Annotated in this window: 27 protein-coding genes, 1 pseudogene and 1 riboswitch; of the genes and pseudogenes, 12 read left to right on the top strand and 16 right to left on the bottom strand. The window is 70.2% G+C overall.

Annotation, left to right across the window (positions count from 1 at the left end; genetic code table 11):
• Positions 1-81: 81 nt before the first annotated feature.
• Positions 82-573 (top strand): NUDIX domain-containing protein, encoded by a 492-nt coding sequence (locus tag ACFWV3_RS41945; RefSeq protein WP_382419534.1) that lies wholly within the window; start codon positions 82-84, stop codon positions 571-573.
• Here the strand turns inward: ACFWV3_RS41945 and ACFWV3_RS41940 are convergent.
• The 5 genes and pseudogenes from ACFWV3_RS41940 to ACFWV3_RS41920 all read right to left on the bottom strand — a co-directional run.
• Positions 557-895 (bottom strand): antibiotic biosynthesis monooxygenase family protein, encoded by a 339-nt coding sequence (locus tag ACFWV3_RS41940; protein WP_382419533.1) that lies wholly within the window; start codon positions 893-895, stop codon positions 557-559. The two genes, ACFWV3_RS41945 and ACFWV3_RS41940, sit on opposite strands and share 17 nt — an antisense overlap.
• Before the next feature lie 14 nt (positions 896-909).
• On the bottom strand, positions 910-1,788 hold the full coding sequence (locus ACFWV3_RS41935; RefSeq protein WP_382419532.1) for an aldo/keto reductase: 879 nt from the start codon (positions 1,786-1,788) through the stop codon (positions 910-912).
• A gap of 66 nt (positions 1,789-1,854) precedes the next feature.
• Positions 1,855-2,910 carry a glycoside hydrolase family 5 protein gene (locus ACFWV3_RS41930; protein ID WP_382419531.1) on the bottom strand — a complete coding sequence of 352 codons (1,056 nt, stop codon included), beginning with the start codon at positions 2,908-2,910 and terminating at the stop codon, positions 1,855-1,857.
• Between the two features lie 97 nt (positions 2,911-3,007).
• On the bottom strand, positions 3,008-3,763 hold the full coding sequence (locus ACFWV3_RS41925) for an ABC transporter permease (protein WP_382419530.1): 756 nt from the start codon (positions 3,761-3,763) through the stop codon (positions 3,008-3,010).
• 47 nt (positions 3,764-3,810) lie between these two features.
• A pseudogene (locus tag ACFWV3_RS41920) lies at positions 3,811-4,461 on the bottom strand (ABC transporter ATP-binding protein); the annotation flags it as partial.
• A 112-nt stretch (positions 4,462-4,573) separates the two neighbouring features.
• Between ACFWV3_RS41920 and ACFWV3_RS41915 the strand changes: the two are divergent.
• Positions 4,574-5,641 (top strand): sensor histidine kinase, encoded by a 1,068-nt coding sequence (locus tag ACFWV3_RS41915; RefSeq protein WP_382419529.1) that lies wholly within the window; start codon positions 4,574-4,576, stop codon positions 5,639-5,641.
• The gene (locus ACFWV3_RS41910; RefSeq protein ID WP_382419528.1) at positions 5,638-6,261 is read left to right on the top strand and encodes a response regulator; all 624 of its coding nucleotides are present in this window, start codon (positions 5,638-5,640) and stop codon (positions 6,259-6,261) included. The genes ACFWV3_RS41915 and ACFWV3_RS41910 overlap by 4 nt, the downstream gene beginning before the upstream one ends.
• On the opposite strand, the gene ACFWV3_RS41905 is transcribed toward ACFWV3_RS41910, so the two are convergent.
• Both ACFWV3_RS41905 and arc read right to left on the bottom strand, forming a co-directional pair.
• Positions 6,258-6,782: a hypothetical protein gene (locus ACFWV3_RS41905; protein ID WP_382419527.1), complete on the bottom strand. Its 525-nt coding sequence runs from the start codon at positions 6,780-6,782 to the stop codon at positions 6,258-6,260. The two genes, ACFWV3_RS41910 and ACFWV3_RS41905, sit on opposite strands and share 4 nt — an antisense overlap.
• A gap of 102 nt (positions 6,783-6,884) precedes the next feature.
• Entirely contained in the window at positions 6,885-8,681 is a 1,797-nt protein-coding gene (arc, locus tag ACFWV3_RS41900; RefSeq protein ID WP_382419526.1) for a proteasome ATPase, read from the bottom strand.
• Between the two features lie 716 nt (positions 8,682-9,397).
• Between arc and ACFWV3_RS41895 the strand changes: the two genes are divergently transcribed.
• Together ACFWV3_RS41895 and ACFWV3_RS41890 are read left to right on the top strand one after the other, a co-directional pair.
• A complete protein-coding gene (locus ACFWV3_RS41895) occupies positions 9,398-10,234 on the top strand; it encodes a hypothetical protein (RefSeq protein WP_382419525.1) in 837 nt (278 codons plus the stop codon).
• A gap of 86 nt (positions 10,235-10,320) precedes the next feature.
• A complete protein-coding gene (locus ACFWV3_RS41890) occupies positions 10,321-11,178 on the top strand; it encodes a hypothetical protein (RefSeq protein WP_382419524.1) in 858 nt (285 codons plus the stop codon).
• Positions 11,179-11,232: 54 nt separating this feature from the next.
• Here ACFWV3_RS41890 and ACFWV3_RS41885 read toward each other — a convergent pair whose 3' ends face one another.
• Positions 11,233-12,057 (bottom strand): tRNA (adenine-N1)-methyltransferase, encoded by an 825-nt coding sequence (locus ACFWV3_RS41885; protein ID WP_218133622.1) that lies wholly within the window; start codon positions 12,055-12,057, stop codon positions 11,233-11,235.
• A gap of 15 nt (positions 12,058-12,072) precedes the next feature.
• Positions 12,073-13,191, bottom strand: coding sequence for a site-2 protease family protein (locus tag ACFWV3_RS41880; RefSeq protein WP_382419523.1), 1,119 nt, complete (start codon positions 13,189-13,191; stop codon positions 12,073-12,075).
• 95 nt (positions 13,192-13,286) lie between these two features.
• On the opposite strand from ACFWV3_RS41880, the gene ACFWV3_RS41875 reads away from it, so the two are divergent.
• Both ACFWV3_RS41875 and ACFWV3_RS41870 read left to right on the top strand, forming a co-directional pair.
• Positions 13,287-14,132 carry a RecB family exonuclease gene (locus tag ACFWV3_RS41875; RefSeq protein ID WP_382419522.1) on the top strand — a complete coding sequence of 282 codons (846 nt, stop codon included), beginning with the start codon at positions 13,287-13,289 and terminating at the stop codon, positions 14,130-14,132.
• Entirely contained in the window at positions 14,129-14,893 is a 765-nt protein-coding gene (locus ACFWV3_RS41870; protein WP_382419540.1) for a thioesterase family protein, read from the top strand. Before ACFWV3_RS41875 ends, ACFWV3_RS41870 begins: the two co-directional genes overlap by 4 nt.
• Here ACFWV3_RS41870 and ACFWV3_RS41865 read toward each other — a convergent pair whose 3' ends face one another.
• From ACFWV3_RS41865 to ACFWV3_RS41855, 3 genes are read right to left on the bottom strand one after another with little or no spacing between them, the layout of a single operon-like run.
• The gene (locus ACFWV3_RS41865) at positions 14,894-15,643 is read right to left on the bottom strand and encodes an OmpA family protein (protein WP_382419521.1); all 750 of its coding nucleotides are present in this window, start codon (positions 15,641-15,643) and stop codon (positions 14,894-14,896) included. It abuts the gene before it with no gap.
• Positions 15,643-16,152 carry an RNA polymerase sigma factor gene (locus tag ACFWV3_RS41860; protein ID WP_382419520.1) on the bottom strand — a complete coding sequence of 170 codons (510 nt, stop codon included), beginning with the start codon at positions 16,150-16,152 and terminating at the stop codon, positions 15,643-15,645. The genes ACFWV3_RS41865 and ACFWV3_RS41860 overlap by 1 nt, the downstream gene beginning before the upstream one ends.
• Positions 16,153-16,210: 58 nt before the next feature.
• Positions 16,211-16,393 carry a hypothetical protein gene (locus tag ACFWV3_RS41855; protein ID WP_382419519.1) on the bottom strand — a complete coding sequence of 61 codons (183 nt, stop codon included), beginning with the start codon at positions 16,391-16,393 and terminating at the stop codon, positions 16,211-16,213.
• 78 nt (positions 16,394-16,471) lie between these two features.
• On the opposite strand from ACFWV3_RS41855, the gene ACFWV3_RS41850 reads away from it, so the two are divergent.
• Positions 16,472-17,143, top strand: coding sequence for a phosphoribosyltransferase (locus tag ACFWV3_RS41850; protein ID WP_382419518.1), 672 nt, complete (start codon positions 16,472-16,474; stop codon positions 17,141-17,143).
• Here the strand turns inward: ACFWV3_RS41850 and ACFWV3_RS41845 are convergent.
• The 3 genes from ACFWV3_RS41845 to ACFWV3_RS41835 are packed head-to-tail and all read right to left on the bottom strand — an operon-like array spanning position 17,104 to position 18,549.
• Entirely contained in the window at positions 17,104-17,415 is a 312-nt protein-coding gene (locus ACFWV3_RS41845) for an antibiotic biosynthesis monooxygenase (RefSeq protein ID WP_330853167.1), read from the bottom strand. The genes ACFWV3_RS41850 and ACFWV3_RS41845 overlap by 40 nt on opposite strands.
• Positions 17,412-18,272, bottom strand: coding sequence for an ATP phosphoribosyltransferase (gene hisG / locus ACFWV3_RS41840; protein WP_382419516.1), 861 nt, complete (start codon positions 18,270-18,272; stop codon positions 17,412-17,414). The genes ACFWV3_RS41845 and hisG overlap by 4 nt, the downstream gene beginning before the upstream one ends.
• Positions 18,273-18,285: 13 nt before the next feature.
• The gene (locus ACFWV3_RS41835) at positions 18,286-18,549 is read right to left on the bottom strand and encodes a phosphoribosyl-ATP diphosphatase (protein WP_030471498.1); all 264 of its coding nucleotides are present in this window, start codon (positions 18,547-18,549) and stop codon (positions 18,286-18,288) included.
• Between the two features lie 108 nt (positions 18,550-18,657).
• Here ACFWV3_RS41835 and ACFWV3_RS41830 point away from each other — a divergent pair, with 108 nt between their 5' ends.
• The 3 genes from ACFWV3_RS41830 to ACFWV3_RS41820 all read left to right on the top strand — a co-directional run bounded on the left by ACFWV3_RS41830 (position 18,658) and on the right by ACFWV3_RS41820 (position 20,522).
• Positions 18,658-19,308, top strand: coding sequence for a (2Fe-2S)-binding protein (locus ACFWV3_RS41830; protein WP_382419515.1), 651 nt, complete (start codon positions 18,658-18,660; stop codon positions 19,306-19,308).
• Positions 19,309-19,378: 70 nt separating this feature from the next.
• Positions 19,379-19,511, top strand: a riboswitch (cobalamin riboswitch).
• Between the two features lie 53 nt (positions 19,512-19,564).
• Positions 19,565-19,753, top strand: a complete 189-nt coding sequence (locus tag ACFWV3_RS41825) for a CbtB-domain containing protein (RefSeq protein WP_177229632.1) — start codon at positions 19,565-19,567, stop codon at positions 19,751-19,753.
• Positions 19,754-19,769: 16 nt separating this feature from the next.
• On the top strand, positions 19,770-20,522 hold the full coding sequence (locus ACFWV3_RS41820) for a CbtA family protein (protein WP_382419514.1): 753 nt from the start codon (positions 19,770-19,772) through the stop codon (positions 20,520-20,522).
• On the opposite strand, the gene ACFWV3_RS41815 is transcribed toward ACFWV3_RS41820, so the two are convergent.
• Positions 20,519-21,175 carry an HAD family hydrolase gene (locus ACFWV3_RS41815; RefSeq protein WP_382419513.1) on the bottom strand — a complete coding sequence of 219 codons (657 nt, stop codon included), beginning with the start codon at positions 21,173-21,175 and terminating at the stop codon, positions 20,519-20,521. The two genes, ACFWV3_RS41820 and ACFWV3_RS41815, sit on opposite strands and share 4 nt — an antisense overlap.
• Before the next feature lie 287 nt (positions 21,176-21,462).
• Here ACFWV3_RS41815 and ACFWV3_RS41810 point away from each other — a divergent pair, with 287 nt between their 5' ends.
• On the top strand, positions 21,463-22,365 hold the full coding sequence (locus ACFWV3_RS41810; protein ID WP_382419512.1) for a PAC2 family protein: 903 nt from the start codon (positions 21,463-21,465) through the stop codon (positions 22,363-22,365).
• The last annotated feature ends 22 nt before the right edge of the window (positions 22,366-22,387 follow it).

The following is a 22,387-nucleotide window of genomic DNA, read 5'->3' as shown; positions in this document are numbered from 1 at the left end:
TCACGAAGGTAGGAAGGAAGGCGATCAGCGGGCGTCGGACTGCGGTAGCAGCCTGACGTACGACCACAGGAGGACACGGGGATGATCAACCTCTACGACGAGGCCGCGAACGTGATCGGGGAGGTCACGCGCGAGCGGATGCGCGCCGAGAACCTCTGGCACGGCTGCGTCCTCACCCTGGTGCACTCGGTCGACGGCGAACGGGTCTACGTCCACCGCCGCACCGACACCAAGGACATCTTCCCCGGCCTCTACGACTACGCGGCCGGCGGCGTGATCGACGCGGGCGAGACCCCGGACGTGGCCGCCGTCCGCGAGCTGCGCGAGGAGCTCGGCGTCGAGTCGCCCCTGGAGTTCCTGTTCAAGACGACCTACGTCGACGAGCACACCCGCTACCACGCGTGGATCTACGAGACGTGGTGCGACGGCCCGTTCACCCACCAGCCGGAGGAGGTCGCCTGGGGCGGGTGGATGGACCTGGCCGAGCTGCGCGGCAGGATCGAGGACCCCGGCTGGCCGCTGGTGCCGGACGGCCGCGCGATCGGCAGGGAGTGGATCAGCCGCTTCGGGTGAACCCGTGGCTGCGCTCCACCTTGGCGATGTGCAGGGTGTAGCTCTCGTACCACGCGTCGCGCCCGCGCTGTTGTGCCGCACGGTGTTCGGCGTTGGACCGCCACTGCTTCAGCGCCTCGGCGTCGCGGAAGTAGCCGACCGTGATGCCGAGGCCGCCGGGGGTCTGCGCGTGGTCCATCCCCAGGTAGCCGGGGATGTCCCTGACGAGCTCCTCCATGCGCGCGTTGGTCTCACGGTAGCCGGTCTGCTCCTGAGTCCGCACGGTGGTGAAGACAGCGGCGTAGTAAGGGGGTTCGAAAGCCGGCATCGGCACGTCGCTCACGCCCGGACCATAGGCTAGTTCCAGCTCAGACCCGAACGGATTTTCCAGTACTCGTCGGCGGGCTCGGAGAGGTCCGGCAGGTCGACGTCGATCCGCAACGCGTCCACATTGGACCGCAGCTGCCCAGGACTCGCCGCACCGGACAGCACGACGTCCACCCACGGCTGCCGAACGATCGCCGCCAGCGCCACCGCGTCCGGACCGACGCCGAGCGCTTCGGCCTGTGCCGCAACCGCTTGCGGAGGCTCCACGACGAGCCGGCCGTTGGCCACGCCCTCCTTGACGATCACCCGCAGCCCCGCGTCGTGCGCCTCCCGCAACGCGTCGCCGGCCGAGGTCTCCAGCAGGTTCCAGGTGGACTGGACCGACTGGAACACGCCGAGGTCGAGCGCCTTGCGGATCGCGTCGGCCTGCTTCGGCCCCGACGTCGAGAAGCCCAGCGGGACACCGGTCGCGACCATCGCGTCCCGCAGCGCCGCGTCCTCGAACAGCGGGCTGTCGGCCGTCAGCGAGTGCACCTGGTAGAGGTCGACGCGCGGCAGCAGGGCGGTGGTCTCCTGCCACTGCCGGGTGAACCGGGCCAGCGAGTGCTCCTTGACCTCGTGCACCTCGGCGTCGGGCCGCCAGTCCGCGGTGTAGGCGTAACCCCACTTGCTGGAGACCGTGACGTCGTCGTGGCCCGGCAGCCAGGACGCCAGGAAGTCCTCCGACAGCCCGTACGAACGGGCCGCGTCGACCCAGCGGATGCCCAGCTCGTAGGCGGTGTCGAGGACGAGGTGGCACTGCGCGCGCATCGACTCGACGTCGCGCACCGGGGGCAACGCGTCCTCGCGGCCGAGGTTGATGTAGGCGGGACGACCGAGCGACGCCAGTCCGAGCGCGAGTTGTGCCATGCCGACCAAGGTAAACGGCGGCCCCCCAGGACCGCCGTTCACGTGACCCGGATCAACCGGACGAGGTCAGAAGTCGTCGGCGGTCCGGAGGTGGTTGCGCACCCACTTGCCGGATTCCTTCAGCCGGCTCTCCCCCGCGAAGCTGCTGCCGGAGCACGTGCCGCTGGTGAACACGGCACCCGTGCGGTGGTCGTCGGAGAAGTTCCAGTTCGTCCAGGAGATCTTGGCCTCCTTCATGAAGGCGATGAACTTGTTCGCCATGGTGAAGTCGTTCGGACCGTCACCGGAGGCCTCCTGCGACCCGAACTCGGTGACGAAGACCGGCACCTGGCTCGAGACCGTCCGCAACGCGTCGAGGTAGGAGTCGCGGTGGTCCTTCGCGTAGAAGTGGAACGTGTACATCAGGTTCGACGCGTTGACCTTGTTGCGACTCACCTCGGTGACGTCCCGGCCGTCGGACAGGCCGAACGTCGACCAGCCGTGCGTGCCCACGAGCACGAGGCTGTCCGGGTCCTCCGCGCGGATCGTCGGGATGACGGCCTCCGCGTAGGACTTCACCCGCGACCACGTGACGCCGTTGGGCTCGTTCGCGATGTCGTAGATGATGTTCGTCTTGTCCTTGTGGCGCTGGGCGATCTCCTTGAAGAACGTCTTCGCGCGCTCCGTGTTGTGGTTCGGGTCGCCCGGCGAGAGCTGGTGCCAGTCGACCAGCGCGTACAGGCCGCGCTTGGTCGCCTCCTCGATGTAGCCGTGCACAAGGTCGGTGAACTTCCGGGGGTTCGACTCATAGCCGCCCTCCTGCACGTACATCGAGATGCGCAGGACGTCAGCCTTCCAGTCGCTCGCGAGCGCGTCCAGCGACGCGGTCTTCACGCACTGTGAATACCACTGGATGCCGTGCGTGCTCATGCCGCGCAGCTGGATCTGCTTGCCGTTCTGGTTGCACAGCTTGACGCCGCACACCTTGAGCTGGCCGTTCACCGCCGCGGGCGACCCAGGGGGCAGCGCGGCGGCGGAGACGTCACCCGCAGGCGCCGCGGCGACGGAACTGCTCGCCATCACACCGGTCAACGGGAGCACGACTGCCGCGGCGAGTGCCACCGCAGACTTCTGCCAGGCCATTCAGCGTCTCCTCTCGGACTGCCGGCGGCGGATTAGTTAGGTAAGTTTCCTTACCTATTAAAGGTATAGACGACCATAAAGCGGACTTCCTGCCGAGTCAAGCGTCCCGTCGCAGGAGAGTCACCGCACCGGCACCGAGGGTCACGACGGCGTACCCGAGCAGGACCACGACCGCGGCCACCGGGCTCAGCGGTGGGTCCTCGACGACCCCGGCGACCTCCCACACCAGGTAGGGCACCATCACGGCCGACGCGTCGACGTTCCACGGTTCCGGCAGCATCGGCGTGACGGCCGGGATCCCCCACAGCAGCACGCCCACCACCACGACCGTCACGGCCGTCGACCGCACCGCGAGCCCCACGCCGAGCCCGGTCAGTCCCGTCACCAGGATCGACAGAACGGCCGCTCCCGCCCACGGCAGCACGTCGCCCAGCCCGTCCCACGGCGCGATCGGCGGCGGCCGGTCCCCCATGATCAGCCGGCTGGACCCGGTGCTCAGTGCGAGCGCGACGGTGCCGAGCACGACGGCCGCGGTGGCGACGAGCGCGGTTTTGGCCAGCAGCAAGCGTTTCCGGTCCGGGACGGCGGTCAGCGCGGCGAGCCGCGGATCGGACGTGGCCACCAGGGCGCCGAGCGCGGCGACGAGGAACTCCACGACCGGGGTGATCACCACGCTGGAGTCGGCGGAGGCGAACTTCGCCTGGTCGGCGGCCGGTGAGGTGTCGTAGTCCTGCACGATCAGGAACGAGATCGTCGCGCCGAACACGAGGATCAGGCCGATGGCCAGCATGATGCCGTAGGGCGCGCGGACGGTCCGCAGCTTGAGCCACTCGGCGGTGAGCGCGTGCGTCACAGTCCCCTCCCCGAGATGAGCTCCAGGTACGCATCCTCGAGCGATCCCTTCTCCGTCAACGACCTGATGGACGTCTCCGCGACAAGCCGTCCTCTTGCGACGATCACGACGTGGTCGGCGGTCAGCGCCATCTCGCTCATCAGGTGGCTGGAGACGAACACCGTGCGGCCCTCGGCAGCGAGGCCGCGCATGAGGTCCCGGATCCAGCGCACGCCCTCGGGGTCGAGGCCGTTGACCGGTTCGTCGAACATCAGCACCTCCGGGTCGCCGAGCAACGCGGCCGCGACGCCGAGCCGTTGCCTCATGCCGAGCGACAACGCGCGGATCCGCTTGTGCCGCACGCCTCCCAGGCCGACCCGCTCGATCAGCTCCACGGCGCGCGCGTCGCCGATCCCGTTGCTCGCGGCGATCCAGCGCAGGTGGTCGAGCGCCTTGCGGCCGTGGTGCACGGCGGCCGGGTCGAGCAGCACGCCGACGTGCCGCAGCGGGTGGTCGAGGTCCTGGTAGCGCCGTCCGCCGACGAGCGCCTCGCCGCCGCTGGGCCGGTCCAGCCCGAGGACCATGCGCATGGTCGTGGACTTGCCGGCGCCGTTCGGGCCGAGGAAGCCCGTCACCAGTCCGGGGTGGACGGTGAACGACAGGTCGTCGACGGCCGTCGTGCCGCCGTACCTCTTCGTCAGGTTCCGCACTTCGATCATGGCTGCCAGCGTCGGGGTTCGGGGTCCCGCGGCGGATCGGCCCGTGCTCCGATCCCGGGAATCGGACCGTGGTCCGAGGCGTCCTGGCCACGCGGTCGTTACGGTCGGCTCCGTGATCACACGACTGCACCTCTACCTGGTGGACGCGGCCGCCGCGGTGGTGATCGGCGTGCTCGTGGGCTACGCGATGGTGGAGCACCAGGAGAAGCCCTGGTGGCTCGTCGTTCCCGGCACCCTGCTGGTCGCGGCGCCCGTCGCGGTCCGCCGCCTCTGGCCGGTGTCCTCCCTCGTGATCACCACCGCCGCCACGGCCGCGGTGGTGATCGGTCAGGTGCTGCCGCTGGAAGCCCTGGGCGCGCCGATGGGAGCCGTGTGCTTCGCGCTCTACACCGTCGCGGCCGAGCGCCCGCGCACGTGGTCGCTCGCCGGGCTCGTGATCTCCGTGGCCCTCATCTCCGCCGTCACCGGCGCCGAACCGGAGAACATCGTGGTCGTCATCGCCGCCCTCGGTGCCGTGTGGGCCATCGGCTACACGACCCGGCTGCGGCGGTCGTTCCTCGATCGCGAGGCGTCCCAGCGGGCCGAGCAGGCGCTGGCCGGCGAACGCCTGCGCATCGCCCGCGAGCTGCACGACGTGGTGGCGCACAACCTGTCCCTGATCGCGGTGCAGGCGGCCAACGCCGCACACGTGCGCTCACCCGAGCACGCCTACGAGGCGCTGACCGTGATCTCCGAGACCAGCAGGTCGGCGCTGACCGAGATGCGCGGCCTGCTGGGCGTCCTGCGCTCGGACGCCGACCTCGCCCCCTCCCCCGGCCTCGACGGCCTCTCCGACCTGGCCGACCGCGCGTCGCTGGCGGGCGTGCGCATCACGCTGGACGTGCGGGGCGAGTCCGTCGTGCCGGAAGGGATCGGGCTGTCGGTGTACCGGATCGTGCAGGAGGCGCTGACGAACGTGGTGAAGCACGCGGCACCGACGTCGTGCACGGTGCTGGTGGACGTGACGCCGTCGTCAGTGCGCGTGGAAGTGACCGACGACGGACCCGGCGTGAAGGAACTCGGCGTGGGACACGGCTTGGTCGGCATGCGCGAACGCGTGGCGGTCTACGGCGGCACGTTCAGCGCCGGACCAGGCCCCGGCGGCGGTTTCCGGGTCGTGGCGGAGCTGCCGCACCGATGACGAGCGTGCTGATCGTCGACGACCAGGCGTTGCTGCGCGCCAGCTTCCGCCTGCTGGTCGACAACGAACCGGACCTGCACGTGGTCGGCGAGGCCGGCACCGGCGCCGAGGCCGTCGCGCTGGCGTCGTCGCTGCGGCCCGACGTCGTGCTGATGGACATCCGCATGCCGGAGATGGACGGCATCGAGGCCACACGCCTCCTGGACGGCCCACGCGTGCTCGTGCTGACGACGTTCGACCTCGACGAGTACGTGTTCGGCGCGTTGCGGGCGGGCGCCTCTGGTTTCCTGCTGAAGGACACCCCGCCCGCCGAGCTGCTGGCCGCGATCCGGGTGGTGGCGTCGGGCGAGTCGCTGCTGTCGCCGTCCGTCACCCGGCGGCTGATCGCGGAGTTCGTGCGACCGTCGTCGCCGACCGTCAAGGGCCTGGAGCGGTTGACCGAACGGGAGAAGGAGGTGCTCTCGCTGGTCGCGCGCGGGTTGTCCAACGCGGAGATCATGGCCGCGTTGCACGTCAGCGCCGGCACGGTGAAGACGCACATCGGGAACCTGCTGGCGAAGCTGCACGCGCGCGACCGGGCGCAGCTGGTGATCGCGGCCTACGAGTCGGGGCTCGTCTAGATGACGGCGTCGCGCAGGAGGTGCCCGGCCGCGTCGTAGGCCCGGATCCGCACCGCGGTGATCACCCCGGGGAGGGCGCAGACGAAGACCTCCCCGTGCAGTTCGGCCTTGAAGACCTCGCCGCCCGGCAGCACGAACTCGAGCACGGCCACCTCGGTGGCGACGCGCCCCACCTCGAGGCTCCCGCCGTCCCAGACCAGACCCGTGCGACCCGCGACGTAGCGGGTGCCGGGCGCGCCGGCCTCGCCCTTCGAGACGGCAAACCCGTCGCCGTGGACGGTGCAGACGATCATCTGGCCAGTGGTGACGCCCGCCTCCACGACGAAGTCCCGCACCCGCTGACGCGTCCCGAGCACGTATCCGGGCGGCCGCTCACAGCTGCGGTCGGCCATGACCCGCATCGACTCGGCCGACAGCGGTACCGGTCTTCCCGGGACGGAGACCGGGTCCGCCGTGTCGCCGGCGTAGGCCAGCGCGGTGACGAGCCCCAGTGCTCCCAGCACGTGCCAAGTCCGCCTCATGTTTCCCCCCGAACGGGATTCTAGGCAGGCGGGCACGACCGCCGGGTGGAAACGCGAACCGCCCCGGCCGAAACGACCGGGGCGGTTGCCGTTCGAGCGGTCCTACAGGTACGTGCCGGTGTTCGTGGCCGTGTCGATCGCGCGGCCGGCGTCCTGGTTCTTCCCGGTGACGAGCGTGCGGATGTAGACGATCCGCTCGCCCTTCTTGCCCGAGATGCGCGCCCAGTCGTCCGGGTTCGTCGTGTTCGGCAGGTCCTCGTTCTCGGCGAACTCGTCGAGGATGGCCGCCTGCAGGTGCCGGACCGAGAGGCCGGGCTGCTTGGTGTCGAGCAGCGACTTGATCGCCGCCTTCTTGGCCCTGTCGACGATGTTCTGGATCATGGCGCCGGAGTTGAAGTCCCGGAAGTACAGGACCTCCTTGTCACCGTTGGCGTAGGTGACCTCCAGGAACCGGTTGTCCTCGGACTCCTCGTACATGCGCTCCACGGTGTGCTGCACCATGCCCTCGATGCAGGCCTTCGGGTCCCCGCCGAACTCGGCGAGGTCGTCGGCGTGCAGCGGGAGGTTGGGCGTCAGGTACTTGTTGAAGATGTCCTTCGCGCCCTCGGCGTCCGGTCGCTCGATCTTGATCTTCACGTCGAGTCGGCCGGGGCGGAGGATCGCCGGGTCGATCATGTCCTCGCGGTTGGAGGCGCCGATGACGATAACGTTCTCCAGGCCCTCGACGCCGTCGATCTCGGCGAGGAGCTGGGGCACGATCGTCGTCTCGACGTCGGACGACACACCGGAGCCACGGGTGCGGAAGATCGAGTCCATCTCGTCGAAGAACACGATCACCGGGGTGCCGTCGGACGCCTTCTCGCGAGCCCGCTGGAAGATCAGGCGGATGTGCCGCTCGGTCTCACCGACGAACTTGTTGAGGAGCTCGGGGCCCTTGATGTTGAGGAAGTACGACTTCGCCTGCTTGTCGGTCTCGCCGCGGATCTCCCGCACCTTCTTGGCCAGCGAGTTCGCCACCGCCTTGGCGATGAGCGTCTTGCCGCAGCCGGGAGGGCCGTAGAGCAGGACGCCCTTGGGCGGGCGCAGCTCGTACTCGCGGAAGAGGTCGGCGTGCAGGAACGGCAGCTCCACGGCGTCGCGGATCTGCTCGATCTGCCGGGAGAGGCCACCGATGTCGTTGTAGTCGATGTCCGGGACCTCCTCGAGCACGAGGTCCTCGACCTCGGCCTTGGGGACCCGCTCGTAGGCGAAGCCCGCCTTCGAGTCGACCAGCAACGAGTCGCCGGGCTTGAGCGGCGAGTCGAGCAGCGGCTGGGCGAGCCAGACCACCCTCTCCTCGTCCGCGTGGCCGACGACCAGCGCGCGGGCGATCAGGTCCTCGCCCTCGTCGGGGAGCACCTCCCGCAGCGCGCAGACCTCACCGGAGCGCTCGAACCCGCCGGCCTCGACCACGGTCAGCGCCTCGTTGAGGCGGACGGACTGGCCGAAGGACAGCTTCTCCGGTTCGACCGCGGGGGACACGGCCACGCGCATCCTCCGGCCGGACGTGAAGACGTCCACCGTCCCGTCGTCGAAACGCGCCATGAAGACGCCGTACCCGCTGGGCGGCTGCGCCAGCCGGTCGACTTCCTCACGCAACGCGAGCAGCTGGCTTCGTGCTTCGCGGAGGGTGTCTATGAGCTTCGTGTTTCGCTCGGTCAGCTGGCTGACGCGCTCAGTCGCCTCAGCCAAGCGCTGCTCGAGCAACCGCGTGTGCCGCGGCGACTCGGTCAGCTTGCGACGCAACGACGCGATCTCGTCCTCGAGGAACCTGATCTGCGCTGTCAGCTCAGCAGAATTGTTGCCCTGGTTCAGCTCGCCACCCTCATCGGGTTGGCTGCCGGGATGACCGTGCTGCATGTCGGCACCCTCCTCCCGTGTTCGTACCGATTACGGTACCGGCGATCACCGACAAAATGGGGTACTCACAACATCATCTTCGCTCGTGTGACGCAACGGCAATGCCTCTGACGGAGGTCGGCTGCTCCATCTCGGTGTCCGCCGCGAACGCCCGACCGCTACCGTGCGTCTTCATCGCCACCACCGGCGTTTCGCCCAGCGACACGCCGCCGACCTGCGAGAAGCCGGAGGAGACCGGTCATGGGAACACCTGGGCGGACGCCCGGTCCCCACCCTCCGCGACCACCCTCGGGCGACCGCGGACACGCGTGGTGCGGCTCGCGGGCCGTCGACGAGCGGCAATCCGCCGTCGTCCCACCAGGTGGACCACTGGTTGATCCGTTCGGTGGTCACGCACCGCGACCCACCCCGTTCGAGCTCGTCGGAGGCCGCCCTCGAGCGGGCCTCCACCAGGACCGGCGGGCGTGCGGCCAACCGGGTGGTTCCACCGACGCGTCCGGCGCACCACCCCGACAGCGCAGAGCATCGCGCTCGAGTCCCGGTGGAGTTGCCACAATCGTTATCAGACATGGCCTTCACGTGACCGGAAGGAAACTTGAAGTGATGTGCGCGACCACTCGCGCGCGTGTCGGCGGGTCTCATTCGGCCGCGAGCAGGCCTCCGGCGTACGACAATGTCCCCAGCCAGACCACCTCATCCTCATCGGGGGAGATTCGATGACCTACCCGCCGCAGCAGCCCGGTCCCTACGGGCAGCAGCCGCCGCCCGGCGGGCCGTACGAGCAGCAGCCGCCGCAGCAGCCGGGGTACGGCCAGCAGCCGCAGCCCGGCTACGGCCAGCAGCCGCCACCCGGTTACGGCCAGCAGCCGGGCCAGTACGGCCAGCCGCAGCAGGACCCGTTCGGCCAGCAGGGACCGCAGAGCGGCGGCTTCCCGCAGCCGGGCCCGCACGGGCAGCCGCAGACCGGCCCCTACGGCCAGCCGCAGTACGGGCAACCGCAGTACGGCCAGCCGGGCCCCGGCGGGTTCGGCGGTCCGCCGCCTCCGAAGAAGAGCAACACCGGCCTGATCATCGGCGTCGTCGTCGCCGTCCTGGTGCTGGTGGGCGGTGGCATCACCGGCTTCGTGCTGTGGGGCGGCGGCGGTTCGGGCAGCTCCACGTCCTCCAGCAGCGGCGACGACGTGGCCGACGTGAAGAAGGCGGCGGAGGAGTACTACGCGGCCAGCGCCGCCAAGAACGAGAGCAAGGCCAAGTCGATGGCCTGCTCCGCGGCCCTCAAGGAGGCCGAGGAGCTGGAGAAGAAGCTCACGCCGGAGCAGCGCAAGCTGGCCGAGCAGCTCAAGAACATGCCCTCGCCCAAGGTGACCGTCAAGGACGCCAAGGTGTCCGGCGACACCGCTGACGTCGGCGTCTCCACCACCGTGACGATGGGCACCGAGTCCAAGGCCTTCGACACCACGGTGAAGTTCAAGAAGGAATCGGGCGACTGGAAGTTCTGCACCCTCTCCAGCGACCTCAAGCTGCCGGACTTCGAGGTTCCGACCACCCGGTGACCTCCGCGGCCCGCCGGAACGCGGCAGGCCCTCACGGCCGGACCACCGGACAATTCGATCGCGCACATCACCATCGGGGGAATTCGATGACCTACCCGCCGCAGCAGCCGGGACCGCACGGGCACCAACCGGGCCCGTACGGTCAGCAGCCGCCGCAACCGGGGTACGGGCAGCAACCTGGGTACGGGCAGCAGCCGCCGCCCGGCCACGGACCGCAGCCCGGCCAGTACGGCCAGCCGCAGCAGGACCCGTTCGGCCAGCAGGGACCGCAGAGCGGCGGCTTCCCCCAGCAGGGGCAGCCCGGTCCGCAGGGGCCCTACGGCCAGCAGCCGGGCCCGTACGGCCAGCCCGGTCAGCCCGGCCCGTACGGCCAGCAGCCCGGCTACGGCGGTGGGTACGGGGGTCCCCCGCCGAAGAAGAGCAAGACGGGCCTGGTCGTCGGCGTCCTGGTGGTCGTGCTGCTGCTCGTCGGCGGCGGCATCGCGGCGGCGGTCCTGCTGACCGGCAAGGACGACCCCAAGTCGCCCACGATCGCGGCGGACAGCAACACGAACGACACCAGCGCGCCGCCGTCCACGTCGTCGTCGAAGAGCTCGTCGAGCGGCGGCGACTCCGCGGCCAAGGACGTCGCGGAGGAGTTCACCGAGATCGTGCTGAAGGGCGTCCGCGCGGGCAACAGCGACCCGGCCGACGTCAAGTCGCTGGTGTGCTCGGCAGAGTTCCCCAAGCTCAAGGCGCAGTCCGGCAAGGCGCAGCCGGGCGCGTCGGCCACCGTCGGGGAGGTCAAGACCTCGGGCAGCAGTGGCACGTTCGTCCAGAAGCTCTCCGGGCTCGTCGACCCGAACAACCCCGGCAAGTCCACCTCGGGCAGCATCGTCTACAAGCTGTCCAAGGAAGGCGGCGACTGGAAGGTCTGCGGCATCGACAAGATCGAGGGCAACTGACCTGACACGCGCGAAAGGGGCCCCGTCATCGCGACGGGGCCCCTTTCGCGTGTCTCAGCCCTTGCTGGGGCGGCGCTGCGGCTTCGGCGCCGTCACGCCCTCCGCGAGCCTGCGCGTCGTCAGCAGGAACGCGGTGTGCGCGATCATCCGGTGTTCGGGGCGCACGGCGAGACCGACGACGTGCCACGGGCGGACGAGCGTCTCCCACGCGTGGGGCTCGGTCCAGCACGTCATCTCCCGCAGCGCCTCGGTGACCGTGGAGAGCTGCGTGGTGGTGGCGACGTAGACGACCAGGACGCCGCCGGGGATGAGGTTCTTCGCGACCGTGGGCAGCACCTCCCACGGCGAGAGCATGTCGAGGATGACCCGGTCGACCTCGCCCTCGTGGTTCTTCACGTCGTCGACGGTGATCGACCAGTTGCCGGGGCGCTCGCCGAAGAACGTCTCCACGTTGCGGATCGCGTGGACCGCGTGGTCGTCGCGCACCTCGTAGGACTGGACGCTGCCCTTCTCCCCCACCGCGCGCAGCAGCGAGCACGACAGCGCGCCGGACCCGGCGCCGGCCTCCAGGACGCGCGCGCCCGGGAAGATGTCGCCGTACATGACGATCTGCGCGGCGTCCTTCGGGTAGATCACCTGCGCGCCCCGAGGCATCGACAGCACGTAGTCCGGCAGCAGCGGGCGCAGCGCCAGGAAGTTCGTGCCGCCCACGGACGCCACGACCGACCCCTCCGGCTGACCGATGAGCGAGTCGTGCGGGATGGCGCCGCGGTGGGTGTGGTACTCCTTGCCGGGCTCGAGGACGACCGTGTAGTGCCGGCCCTTGGGGTCGGTCAGCTGAACCCGGTCACCCGGCTGGAACGGTCCACTTGCGCTAATCACCGCGCAATGGTGTCAAACGCCCTTCTCAATGGCCGCACGCAGGTCCTCCCTGCGCAGCACGCCCGCGGGACGCCCCTCCAGGTCGACGACGAGGAACTGCCACGCGGCGGTGCCCTGGACTCGTTCCACGATCTCCTCGCCGGGCTCGTCGGCGAGCAGCACGGTCTCCGGCCGGATCGGTTCGGCTGCCTGCTCCGCGGGGGCGAACGGGCTGGCGGCGGCGAGCTTCTCGGCCGCCTCGGTGTCGAGCAGCCCCGCCGCGACGCCGTCCGCCCGCACCAGCACGACACCCCGGCCCGCCGACGTGCTCAGCGCGTGCTTGACGGGACTTTCGGCCGGCAGCTGGAGAACGGGCAGGATGAGGTCGTTCAGGGTGACGCCGGCGGGCCAGGTGCGACGGCGTTCGCTCGCGAGCTCGCCTCGGGCTCCAGCGACGACGACCCACGCCGTGAGCACGCACACGCCGAACCGCAGCCAACGGTCTTCCGCGCCTTCCGCGATGCCGTAGAGCGACCACACCACCAACGCGGCGGCGACGACGAACCCGCCGACCACGGCGATACGCGTGCCCATCGCCCGTTGCCCCGTCGCGGCCCACACGCCCGCCCTGACGATCCTCCCGCCGTCGAGCGGGAGGCCGGGCAGGAGGTTGAAGATGGCGACGACGAGGTTCGCGCCGGCCACCTGCACGACGAGCAGCCACAGCAGGCCGCCGGAGTTCATCGCGAAGCCGCCGATGCCGAAGAGGACGGCCAGCGCCACGGACACAGCGGGTCCGGCGCCCGCGACCACGCCTTCGTGGCTGGGTTTGCCGGGGGTGCGCATGATCTCGGAGACGCCGCCGAGCAGGTACAGGCGCAGTCTTCTGACCGGCAGGCCCAGCCGCAGCGCCGCGACGCAGTGGCCGAGCTCGTGAGCCAGCACGGAGAGTCCGAGGAAGACGGCGAACAGCGCGGCGACCGCGAGCCCGATGCCGGGCGGCGTGCCGGGCGCGAGGTCGTCGACGAGCGGTGCGTAGAAGGCCACCACGATCGCCGAGCCGATCCACCACGAGGGCGCGAGCAGCACGGGGATGCCCGCCACCCGGAACAGCAGCAGGCCGCTCTCCCGTTCACTGATCCGCGCGGCCACGCAGAGCACTGTAGAGCGGGTGGTGTGATCTCGCGGTTCGGTGGCCCGGCCGGGCCTGGTCCGGAATTGTCAGACCCCTGTCCTAGGGTCGAACCATGAGCACCACGTTGCGCAGGCCCGCGCTGTCGCCGTCCAGGGCGGGCGACTTCAAGCAGTGCCCGCTGCTGTACCGCTTCCGCGCGGTCGACCGGCTGCCGGAGAGGCCGACGAAGGCGCAGGTGCGCGGCACGGTGGTGCACGCGGTGCTGGAGGACCTGTTCGCCCTGCCCGCCGCCGAGCGCGTGCCCGACCGCGCCCGCACGATGATCGCCCCTGCCTGGGAGCGCGTGAAGTCCGAGCGCCCGGAGTTCGCCACGCTCTTCGACGTCACCGGCGGTGAGGAGGAGGCGGAGTGGCTCGCCTCCGCCACCAAGCTGCTCGACGGCTACTTCGGCCTGGAGGACCCGCGCCGCCTCGAACCGGAGTCGCGCGAGCTGCTGGTGGAGTCCGAGCTCCCGTCCGGCGTCCTGCTGCGCGGCTACATCGACCGCGTGGACGTGGCCCCGACGGGCGAGATCCGCGTGGTGGACTACAAGACCGGCGCCGCCCCGCGCGAGATCGGCGAGGCGAAGGCGTTGTTCCAGATGAAGTTCTACGCCCTGGTCCTCTGGAAGCTGCGCGGCGTGGTCCCCCGCCAGCTCCGCCTGATGTACCTGGCCGACCGCCAGGCCCTCGCCTACACCCCGGACGAGGGCGAGCTGGCCCGCTTCGAACGCACGCTGGACGCCATCTGGCAGGCCATCATGCGCGCCGCCCCCACCGGCGACTTCCGCCCCAACCCCAGCCGCCTGTGCGACTACTGCGACCACAAGGCCTTCTGCCCGGCCTTCGACGGCACCCCGCCCCCGTACCCCGGCTGGCCGGAGCCCGACGACTCCGAACCCCTCCAGGACCGCGACTGATGCCGGCCTTCTACCTGCCCGTCTCCGAGGGCGTGTTCCGCTCCACGGCGCACACCGTCGGCCCGTGGGGCCCGGACAGCCAACACCTGGGCCCACCCTCGGCACTGCTGGTGCGCGCCCTGTCGCAGCTGCGCCCCACGTTGTCCCGCGTCACCTTCGAGGTGCTGGGCCCCGTCCCGGTGGCCGACCTGACGGTGTCCACTTCGGTCGAACGCCCAGGCCGCTCCGTGGAGCTCCTGTCCGCCTCCCTGTCCTGCGAAGGCCGCGTGGCGTTGACAGCGCGGGCGTGGCACATGGTCGGCTCCGACACCACAGCCGTGGCAGGCGGCGTGGGCCCGCTCCTGGGTCCACCCTCCTCCGCGGTGCCGATGGAGATCCCGGACCACTGGGGCGGCGGCTACCTCGCCGCCGTGGAATGGCTTTCCCTGTCCGGCGGCATCTTCACCCCGGGCGACGCCCGAGTCTGGGCCCGCCCCCGCGTGTCCGTCGTCGAAGGCTTCGAGACATCGCCTTTGGAGCGCCTGTTCGCGGTCGTCGACTCGGCCAGCGGCGTCTCGTCCCGTGTGGACATTCGCAAGTGGTACGCCATCAACACCGACCTGACCGTGCACCTGCACCGCCAGCCCGTTGGCGAGTGGGTCGGCCTGGACGCCCGCACGACCATCGGCCCGGACGGGGTCGGGGTGGCGACCAGCGTGGTGCACGACGTGGACGGGCCGGTGGGGACGACGGCGCAGGCGTTGTTCGTGAGGGAGCGCTGATCACGCGACGGGCCGCGTGACGGTCACGACCACACGCCGGTCACGAGCATCCACCTCGGTGCGAGCCTGCGTGTAGCCGACGCCGTAGCACTTGATGACGAAGTCAGCGGTCCCGGCTCGCAGCAGCTCCGCGCGCACGGCGTTGGCGCGACGCAGGCTGAACTCGAAGGCGCTGTCGGCCCGTCCGATCCTGGACGTGTGCCCGACGACGCTGACCTGGTCCTCCTCCTGCAACCGCCGGCTGAGTGCGTGGACCAGGTCCGCTTCGTCCGCGGTGAGCTCCACCGAGTTCGCCGCGAACCACAGGGTGAGCTCCTCGCCCGAGGACGCCGGCTCCACCTCGACCGGCGGGGGCGGGGGCGGGGGGTCCTCTCCGTTCATTCCCCGGTTGGAAGGAGCGGCGGCGGTCTGCGGTGCTGTACGCCGTGCCGACGACGAGGCCGAACCCGGCACGGCCTTCAGCTTGTCGGGCACGGAGGACACCGCGCTCGCCGGCGGTTCTGGTGAGATCGACGCGGAGATCCGCTGATCGGGCTGGTCGCGCTGACCGGATGCGAACATCAGTCCCAGCACCATGGCCAGGGCTACCGAGCCGGCCGTCACCCGCACTCCCCGAAGAGCTTCGACGCGGACCGCCACGAGGTTCCGCCGCGGCGGAACCCGACGAACCGGCTCCGCCGCTGTGGTCAGGTCGGCGACGAACGCCCTGTGCCGCGCCGCCAGCATCTCGTCGAACTCGTCGTCGGTCATCAGATGTCCTCCCCAGGAACGAGCTTCGTGCGGAGCGCGGCGCGGGCCTTCCGGATGCGGTCGTGCACGGTGCGCTCCTTCACGTTCAGGTCTTCGGCGATCTCCTTGGCGGTGAAGCCGGCCAGGTGGAGTGCGAACGCGACGCGCTGGCGTGCGGGCAGGCTGTTGATCGCACGCACGAGGCCGCCATGGCGTTCCACCACCTCACCGAACCCGGAGTCGTCGTGGGACGGCGGGCAGAAGCCCTTCGACAGCAGGCGGATGGGCCACTTCTCGGCCTTCGCAGCTCGTATGGCCAGCCGGTAGGCCGTGGTCCGCACCCACATGTGCTTGTTGCTGTGCACCTTGAACCACGACCGGTAGAGCTGCACCAGCGCCTCGGCAGCCGCCTCGTCGGCGATGTGGTGGGCGAAGCCCAGATGGCAGAGGTGGGCCACCACCTCCGCGTACTCGGCCTGGTGGAACCGCCGGTAGACCACCTCGTGGTCGGGCGGTGGCTCCTGCTCCATCGGTCTCCGAGCGTCGGATGACGAGTCACCCACGAGATCGCGGGACAAGGTCATCACGTCACGACCCGCTGGGCCGGCTGAACATCGACATGGCCGCCAGCACCACCGCGAGCACGGCGGCCCCGACCGTGACGGGAACCGATCCCGTCAGCACGTAAAGGCTGCCCACTCCGGCGAGCAGTCCGTTGACCAGCACCACTGCCTCGCCGCGACCGGGCCGGCCGCCTTTGCGTCGTGTCATGACGCTGAGGGGCGCGCAAGGTCGAACTACCGCAACCAAGGCAGCAAGATTCACTCGACCGGGGCAGGTATTCCAGGTGTGCCAAGCATTCCGCGCTCGCCGCACGGGCAGGAGACGCGTAGCGTCACCGGGACTGTGAAGAGGTTCGCGAACCGGCAGGAAGCGGGCCGCGCCCTGGCAGCGCGACTCGCCACCCACCCCTGGCACGACCCGCTGATCCTGGGCCTGCCAAGAGGCGGCGTCCCAGTCGCGAGAGAAGTGGCGACCGCCCTCAACGCCCAACTGGACGTGGTCGTGGCACGCAAGATCGGCGCACCGGGCAAACCGGAGTACGGCGTGGGCGCGGTCACGGCCGACAGCGAACCCATCTACGACCACAGGGTCCTGAGAGCGTTCAACCTCACCGAAGAACAACTGGCGAGCACGTGCGACGAAGAGCGCAAAGAAGCGGAACGGCGCACCGCCCTCTACCGCAACGAAAAGCCGCTGCGCATCCGGGACCGAGACGTCATCGTCGTCGACGACGGCCTGGCCACGGGTGTCACGGCCAAAGCCGCGTTGCACTGGATAAGCAAGCACGACCCGCGAAGCACGACCCTCGCGGTTCCGGTAGCCGCAAGGGAATCGCTCACGACCTTCACCTCACCGGTGATAGCCGTCCTCACGCCACGCAACTTCGGATCGGTGAGCCGGTGGTACGAGAGCTTCGATCAGACCACGGACGACGAGGTGCTCAGAGCGCTGGAGTAGTGCTCCACCACCGGGAACGGCGAGTAGAACCGGTGCAACAGCGACGACCACCGCTCGTACGACGGCCCCTGCCGGAACCCGACCGTGTGCGCCTCCAGCGACTCCCACCGCACCAGCAGCAGGTAGCGCGACGGCGTCTCCAGGCAGCGCAGCAGTTCCAGGCCGAGGAAGCCCGGCGAGGCGCTGATCAACGACCGCGCCTCGCCGAACGCCCACTCGAACTCGTCCGAGAGTCCCGGCACGACGTCCAGGACGGCCTGCTCCAGGATCACAGGCGGCAGAACCTGATGTCCGACGCCAGCACGGCCTTGGCGCCGATGGCGGCCAGCTCGTCCATCACCTGGTTGGCCTCCTTGCGCGACACCATCGCGCGGACGGCCACCCAGTTGTCGTCGGCCAGCGGTGCGACGGTCGGCGACTCGAGGCCCGGGGTGAGGCCCACGGCCTGGTCCAGGATCGAGCGCGGGCAGTCGTAGTCGAGCATCAGGTACTGCTGGGCGAACACCACGCCCTGCAGGCGGGCCGTCAGCTGCCTCTTCGCCGCAGTCACCTCGGTCCCCGCGCGGTGCACGAGCACTGCCTCGGACTCGCAGATCGGCTCGCCGAACGGCACCAGGTCGTGCTGCTTCAGCGTGCGGCCGGAGCCCACCACGTCGGCGATCAGGTCGGCCACGCCGAGCTGGATCGAGATCTCGACGGCGCCGTCGAGGCGGATCACCTGGGCGGTGATGCCGCGGGCGCGCAGGTCGCGGCCCACCAGCTTCGGGTAGGCCGTGGCGAGGCGCTTGCCCTCCAGGTCCTCGACCTTCCAGTCCGTGCCGCGGGGGCCCGCGTAGCGGAAGGTGGACGAACCGAAGCCCAGGGCCAGCAGCTCGGCAACGGACGAGCCGTTGTCGTCGGCGCCGGAGTCGGCCGCCAGGTCGCGGCCGGTGATGCCGAGGTCGAGGTCGCCGGACGCCACGTAGATCGCGATGTCCTTGGGGCGCAGGAAGAAGAACTCGACGTCGTTGTTGGGGTCGAGCACGGTCAGGTCGCGCGGCTCGTGCCTCTGCCGGTAGCCGGCCTCGGTGAGCATGGCGGAGGCGCGTTCGGCGAGCGCGCCCTTGTTCGGGACTGCTACGCGCAGCATGTGGAAGTCTCTTTCAGAGGTACTTGTAAACGTCTTCGAGGGTGAGGCCACGGCCCAGCATGATCACCTGGAGGCGGTAGAGCAGCTGCGAGATCTCTTCGGCGAGCTTCTCGTCGGACTCGTACTCGGCGGCGATCCAGACCTCGCCCGCCTCCTCCAGGACCTTCTTCCCCTGCGCATGGACGCCGGCCTCGAGCGCTGCGACGGTGCCGGATCCTGCCGGCTTGGTGGCGGCTCGTTCGGTCAGTTCGGCGAACAGGGAGTCGAAGGTCTTCACGACTCCACATCCTCCCATCCCACGAACCCCCGTCCACACCGCGGTCGGATCCGTCCCACGGCCTGGACGTGATTTGTCCTGCATGGACACCCAGTAGCGTGAACTTCCGTGTCTGAGTTCGCCGAGGTCCTCGAAGCGCTGCGCCGGGTGCGCGGGATCAACCCGTTCTTCGCCCTCGACGTGGGCAGGCCCGACGACTCGTGGCTGCCGGGGACGGCGCTGCTCGAAGGTCCCGCCCTCAGGAACACCATCGACGCCATCGCGACCCGGTACGACGCCGACGAACCCCGCGTCGCGGCCAGCCTGTTCTTCCTCAGCTACACCGCGCGGCTGCTCAGCCCGCTCACGGCCGCGGACCTCTCGATCGACGTGCGGCCGGAGAACCTGTGGTGGCACCACGACCCGGTCAACGGCCTGAGCGTCCGCATCGACCTGCCGCGCCTGGGCCCACCGGCGGCGGAGGCGCTCGCCCCCGTGGTGGAGGCGATCCAGGACGTAGCCCCGGTGGCACGCGGGTTGCTGTGGGGCAATGCCATGTCGAACATCGCGGGCGCCCTGAAAATGGTCGTGCGCGCACGCATGCTCACGGCCGAGGAAGCGGAACTGCGCGGTGCGCGGCTGATGAGCGCGCCGCCGTTCGAGCAGGCGGGAGAATTCTTCTCGATCCCCGGCGAGGTCGCGTTCCGGCGCCGGAGCTGTTGTCTTTACTACCGCGTCGCCGCAGGTGGGAAGTGTGGCGACTGTCCACTCGTGAAGTGAGGAACGCAACAACTCTTATGGCCGGTTGTGCTTAACGGGCCGCTCAACTTACGGTGCACGCGCCGCAGTGACGGGAAGCCGGTGGAAATCCGGCGCGGTCCTCGCCACTGTGACCGGGAAGCGGCCCTCGCCGAGCACGTCACTGGTCCCCGCCGGGACTGGGAAGACGCGGGGGCAGCGGTGATCCGGGAGTCAGGAGACCGGCTGCGGCGCCGCAAGGAGAGTTGACCTTCCACGAGGTATGGAGGAGCCCGTCATGACGAGCCCCGCAGCAAGCCTGTCCGCCGTCCGCGTGCCCAAATGGGCCTTCGCCGTCTCACTGCTCGGCCTGATCGTCACCTACCTGGTCCTGCAGGAGAACGGCCTCGCGCTCGGCGCGGGTTCCGAGTTGCTGCACGAGTTCTTCCACGACGGCCGCCACGCCCTCGGCGTCCCCTGCCACTGATCCGCTGATCACGCAGATGACGACGACGTACAAGTCGATCGCACTGCGCGGGATCGCGGCCGGCGGCATCGCCGGTGTCGCCTCCGCGCTCGTGCAGCTCCTGGTCACCGAGATCCCCATCCGCGCCGCGCTGGCGGTCGAGGAGGCTCGCGCACCCGCCGGCGACGAGGCCGGCCATTCCCACGGCGGCGAGGAAGAGCTGGTCAGCCGCGGCGCTCAGGTCGTGGGCGGCATGCTCGGCGTGGTGATCGTCGGCATCGCCGTGGGCCTGGTGTTCGCCACGGCCTACGCGCTGTCGAAGCGCTGGTTCACCGACCGCACCCCGTTCAGCCGCAGCCTCAGCTTCGGCGCCGCGGTGTTCGGCGCGGTGGCCCTGCTGCCGTGGCTCAAGTACCCGGCCAACCCGCCGGCCGTGGGCGACCCGGAGACGGTGAACTACCGGACCGCGCTCTACCTGGGCGTGGTGGTGGCGGGCCTGGCGATCGTGTGGGGCGCGAGCTGGCTCGCCGACCAGCTGCGCGCGCAGTCGCAGCCGGTGCGGGTCACGGGCGTGCTCCTCGCGGTGGTCGCGGCCGTCGCGGTGGTGCTGCTCGCGTTCCCCGCGCCGCCGGACACGATCCCGGCGGACATGCCGGTGGCCGTGCTGTGGCAGTTCCGGCTCAGCTCGCTCGCGCAGCTGGCCACGCTCTACGTGGGCATCGGCGTGGTGTTCGGCCTGCTGGTCGACCCCGCTACGCGCAACACGAAGACACCCGCCGCCGCGCTTTAGAGCGCGCGCAGCACCTCGAGATCGACGCCGGCGAGGGAGTCGCGGAACACCCGCCGCTCCCCCGTCGGCACCTCGACGTCACAAGGCACCACGAGCACCGTGCACCCGGCCGCCACAGCCGCCGCGACACCGGTCGGCGAGTCCTCGATGGCGACACAACGGGCCGGATCGACCGAGAGCAGCCGCGCCGCCTTCAGGTACGGCTCCGGCAGCGGCTTGTTCAGCCCGTCGACCTCGTCACCGCACACCGTCACGTCGAACAGGTCGCGCCCGATCGTGTCCAGCGCCACCTCGGTCAGCGAGCGTTCGGTCGACGTCACCAGGGCCATCGGCACGCCGGAGGCACGCACCGCGCGCAACGCCTCGGCCGCGCCGGGACGCCACGGCAGGCCCGCGCGGAAGACCTCCTCGGTGCGGCGGGAGATCCACGCGGCCCCGTCGGTCATGTCGGCGTCGGTGGGCTCGATGCCCACGTCGGCGAAGAGCAGGCGCATCGTCGTCGGCACGTTGCTGCCCACCATGCGTTCGCGGGTCTCCAGCGACAGCACGCCGCCGAGCTTCTCGGCGTACTCGTAGAGCGGGATGTCCCACAGCTTCTCGGAGTCGAGCAGCGTGCCGTCCATGTCCCACAGCACGGCCTGCAAGTCAGACATCGAAGTACTTCGCCTCCGGGTGGTGCGCCACGAAGGCGTCGGTGGACTGTTTCCGGGTGCAGCCGGAGTCCTCGCGGACCCGCCTGTGCCAGTGCCCGGCCGGCGCTTCGACGAGCCGGTCCCCAGTCCGTGGACTTCCGGGGACTCACGATACGCGTTCGCGCCGACCAGGTCGCCGGCGTGGTCGGCGGCCTGCTGACCAGCGCGTCCGGGAACGGCGACGCTCCGCGATCACGCATGGGCCAAGCCTGCGACGAGTAGTGCGTGGGAGGCCGTAGTCTGGCGCCGTGAACGATCCGTCCCAGGAATCCCCGACCCCCTCGAACCCGCGCCAGCCACTCACGAGCCCGATCATGGTGTGCGCCTTCGAAGGCTGGAACGACGCGGGTGACGCGGCGAGCACCGCGATCGAGCACCTCCAACTCACCTGGGACGCCACCCCGCTCGCCGAGATCGACCCGGACGACTACTACGACTTCCAGGTGACCCGCCCGACCGTCCGCATGGTCGACGGCGTCACCCGCAGGGTCGACTGGCCGACGACGCGGCTGTCGGTGTGCAGGCCCCCCGGCTCCTCTGCGGACGTGATCCTCGTGCACGGCATCGAGCCGAACATGAGGTGGCGCAAGTTCGCCGCCGAGCTGCTGGGCCACATCGACGCCCTCGGGGTGACGACCGTCGTGACGCTGGGCGCGCTGCTGATGGACACGCCCCACACCCGGCCCGTGCCCGTGACCGGCACCGCCTACGACCCGGACGCCGCCGAGAAGTTCGGCCTGGAGCACTCGAAGTACGAGGGCCCGACCGGCATCGTCGGCGTGTTCCAGGACGCGTGCGTGCAGGCGGGCGTCCCGGCGATCTCGTTCTGGGCCGCCGTGCCGCACTACGTCTCGCAGCCCCCGTCGCCCAAGGCCACGCTCGCGCTGCTGCACCGGGTGGAGGAGGTCCTCGACATCGAGGTCCCGCTCGGCGCGCTGCCGGAGCAGGCGGAGGAGTGGGAGCGCACGGTCACCGAGATGGCCGACGAGGACGAGGACGTGCGCAACTACGTGCGGGCGCTGGAGGAACGCGGCGACGCGGCCATGCAGATCACCGAGGCCTCCGGGGACGACATCGCCGCGGAGTTCGAGCGGTACCTGCGCCGGCGCGGCCGCGGTCCCGGCTGGCCGTCGGCCGGTCCCCGCCAGTGACGAAGTCGGCCCCGAAAAAAGT

The organism is Lentzea sp. NPDC059081 (assembly GCF_042738015.1).
Classification (GTDB): Bacteria; Actinomycetota; Actinomycetes; order Mycobacteriales; family Pseudonocardiaceae; genus Lentzea.
This window is presented reverse-complemented; position numbering and strand designations above follow the sequence as displayed.